General features: G+C 36.7%; 5 protein-coding genes. All 5 read left to right on the forward strand.

Annotated features, from left to right (window positions below; genetic code table 11):
* A partial coding sequence (locus M901_RS13940) for a hypothetical protein (protein WP_034722386.1) occupies window positions 1-233 on the forward strand: 233 nt, incomplete at its 5' end.
* Window positions 234-407: 174 nt separating this feature from the next.
* Window positions 408-1,988, forward strand: a complete 1,581-nt coding sequence (locus tag M901_RS13945) for an endonuclease/exonuclease/phosphatase (protein WP_021278850.1) — start codon at window positions 408-410, stop codon at window positions 1,986-1,988.
* A gap of 18 nt (window positions 1,989-2,006) precedes the next feature.
* Entirely contained in the window at window positions 2,007-2,477 is a 471-nt protein-coding gene (locus tag M901_RS13950; protein WP_021278848.1) for a low molecular weight protein-tyrosine-phosphatase, read from the forward strand.
* Window positions 2,464-2,943, forward strand: coding sequence for a transcription elongation factor GreB (gene greB / locus M901_RS13955; RefSeq protein WP_021278851.1), 480 nt, complete (start codon window positions 2,464-2,466; stop codon window positions 2,941-2,943). The genes M901_RS13950 and greB overlap by 14 nt, the downstream gene beginning before the upstream one ends.
* A 9-nt stretch (window positions 2,944-2,952) precedes the next feature.
* Window positions 2,953-3,274, forward strand: a 322-nt coding sequence (locus tag M901_RS13960; RefSeq protein WP_021278849.1) for a DUF6165 family protein, incomplete at its 3' end; no start/stop codon positions are given.

Raw genomic sequence — 3,274 nt, forward strand, 5'->3', positions numbered from 1 at the left:
ATAGTGAAGATAAGCCTGAAGAGAAAATTTTTAGCAAGCTTATCAGTCCCTACAAAGGAAAGATGTACTTACACAGTTGGGATGCAATCTCTCTTACTTGGGAAGAAGTGAAGGACGTAAGAAAAGCTGTTTACAAGCTTGCACCAGGAATCTTCAAAAATACTTATAGATATAGAGATTGTAAGTTCTATGTCCTTGAAACGAAGTCATTTGGTGGTTGTCCATCTAAATAATTTATATGAGTCCTCGAGAGAGGACTCAACTGTTAGAAGTTGTAAGAAAATAACTCAATCCTAATAAAAAAACTCCCTAATATCAGATATTTATATAACCCGACATCATTGCTCATCTATAATTAAGTAGGTACTATTTTTAAAAGTAAAAAACGCACTAATTAAGGAGAATTTGTGCTTTTTAGAAATAAAACTTCTATTTTGCTATTTTGGATGGCGCTTTCACTTTCAGTCTTTGCTGAAAAAGAAGAAAAGGCTGGTTGTCGTGAACTAAGAAGTTTTATCGGCAGCAAGGAAGTTGGAGATATTGATTGTTACGATCAGTATCATCATTTCAACGCACACGCTGCAAGTACATATTATCGCAAGTACCAATCCCTTAAGTCTAAGAAAATTAAAATCGGATCATTTAATCTTTATAATCTTGGTTCAACCAGAACTGAGTTTAAAGATCATGCTCTTGTCGCAAGTATTATGAATCAATGGGATATTGTTGCGGCTCAAGAAATTCTTCCGGTTATCGGTGTCGATTTCAAACATAATACGGCCGTTACTGATCTCCATCGTGAGCTAAAACTTCAGTATGCTGAAATGGTTTCAAACGGAGCTTCTTATTCAGAAAGAGCTCGTATTAAAGAAAAGATACAGCTTCTGGAAAAGCAATATCATAAACCTGGATATATACCTCTATTAAAAGAGCTTCAAAAATTGGATCCATCATGGGCCTTGATACTAAGTGGAGACGAAGAGGGAACTGAAAAATCGACAGTTCATGAACTGGCAGGTTTCTTTTATAGAGCAACTAAGGTTGAGCCAATTGAGAATGAGTATTGTGATAAATACTTCAAAGGTTCTAAGGCCTATGCCTGTACTCCAATGTTTGCCAAAGAGTTCTACGGTCGAGATGTTCATCAACTATTTGCTAGAAGGCCACTTGTCGGAAGCTTTAGAAGTGGAAACTTCGATTTCACACTTCTTAGCGCACATATAATTCATAATACGCCAGGTGATGAGAGTAAGAGAAAAGAAATTCTAGAGTCAGCTTTTGGTGTTGATGACTTTACAAAGATCGGTTACGGAGTTGGAAAGAAGACTTTTGCAAGATTTGCAGAAGTTAGGCACATCATGAACTTTATCTCTCTTCTAAAGAAGAATTATAAAGAGCAAGATGTTATTTTGGCCGGGGATTTCAATCTTCAAATGGATGAAAGATACTGGAAGGTTCTATTAGGGGACTACCCAGGTATGGAACTAAAAATTGAAGGGAAGACTTCAATTGCTAGGGGAAGACTTTCTTCAGGTAGATTAACAAATGGGGTAAAAAATAATTACGACCACTTCATTATTGATGACAAGCAAACTGCAGGTTGTGCAGGAGAGAGTAATTATAAAATTTACGATTTTCTTCACAATAGTTTCTCAAAGATTATTGATCGCAAATATCTCGTAAGATCAACAACGCCATATCAAGATGGTGATAATACTCGCAATCTTAAGTATGAATACTCTACTGATGGGGTAAAAAAGCAGGATAACTTTGTTGAGAGATATATCAGACAAATCGATGACAAGTTTACTGTTTCACGTGGAGAAATCGTGAAGAGATATGATCTTAAAGAAAAAACTGAAGATCTTCTTAGAACGCTTTTCAAACCACAGCTCGAAGATAGAACTTACTACAGATTCTATAGAGAAGTTATTAGTGATCATCTTCCAATTTACATGAGCTGTTCTAATACAAGTGACAATGATTAAAATTTAATAGGGGAAAGTATGCATAAGGTACTTTTTGTATGTTTAGGCAATATTTGTCGATCTCCTGCTGCAGATGGTGTGATGGTTCATCTCGTAAATGAACGAGGAATCTCTAGTCAGTTTGAAATAGACTCAGCTGGGACAAGTGCACATCATGTTGGCGAACCAGCAGATTCAAGAATGAGAGAGCATGCCCAGCGAAGAGGAATCTTTCTTGGAAGTATTTCAAGAGCATTTGATGCAAGTTCTGACTTTGAAAAGTATGACCTTATTCTTGCTATGGATAATTCCAACTATAGAAATATCCTAGCAATGAACCCATCTGGTGAGTACCACCACAAAGTCAAAATGTTCTGTGACTTTGCTAAGAATCGTTCAGAGAGTGAAGTCCCTGATCCATACTATGGAGGGGCCAAGGGTTTTGAGCAAGTTCTTGATATTGTAGAAGATGGTGTTGAAGGGATCCTAAAGCACTATGAGCAAAAATAATTATACAACGAGAAAGGGTTTTGATCGCTATCGTGATGAGTTAAATCAGCTTGTAAAAATAGAAAGACCGGAAATGACTAAGACAGTCGCTTGGGCAGCTTCATTGGGCGATAGATCTGAAAATGCAGATTATAAATATGGAAAAAAGCGCCTTCGCGAGATTGATAAGCGCATTAGATTTTTAACTGCAAGAATTGAAGATGCGGTTGTCGTTGAACCGAGAGAGATCGAGTCCGACAAAATTCAATTTGGGGCCACTGTCACCACAGAAGATGAGGATGGAAATACTAAGAAGTATAGCATCGTTGGAGTTGATGAAACGAACCCTTCTCAGGGTCTTATTAGTTGGCGATCTCCTATTGGAAAGTCTCTTCTTGGTAAAGAAGAAGGTGACCTTGTTATAATAAGAACACCTAATGGTGAAAAAGAATTAGAAATCATAGAAATAGAATATATCGATATTTAGGAGAATCTTATGGAAATTCTTTGTCCTGTCTCTCTTGGAGAGTTAGTTGATAAGTTAACTATCTTGGAAATTAAGATGGAGAAAATTGATAATTCTGAGAAAGTTGCTCATGCAAAGAATGAATTTGATGCTCTTACCAAAACGTTGAAATCCCTAAAACTCAATGAACAAGAGAAATTAGATTCTTTAAGAAAAGATCTGAAGGAGATAAACCTGACTCTTTGGGAGATCGAAGATGATATTCGCATAAAGGAGAAAAACCGTGAATACGATCAGGGCTTTATTGACTTGGCGCGCTCGGTTTATATTACGAATGATCGTAGATTTGAGG

Origin of the sequence: Bacteriovorax sp. DB6_IX (assembly GCF_000447775.1) — a bacterium.
Lineage (GTDB): Bacteria > Bdellovibrionota > Bacteriovoracia > Bacteriovoracales > Bacteriovoracaceae > Halobacteriovorax_A.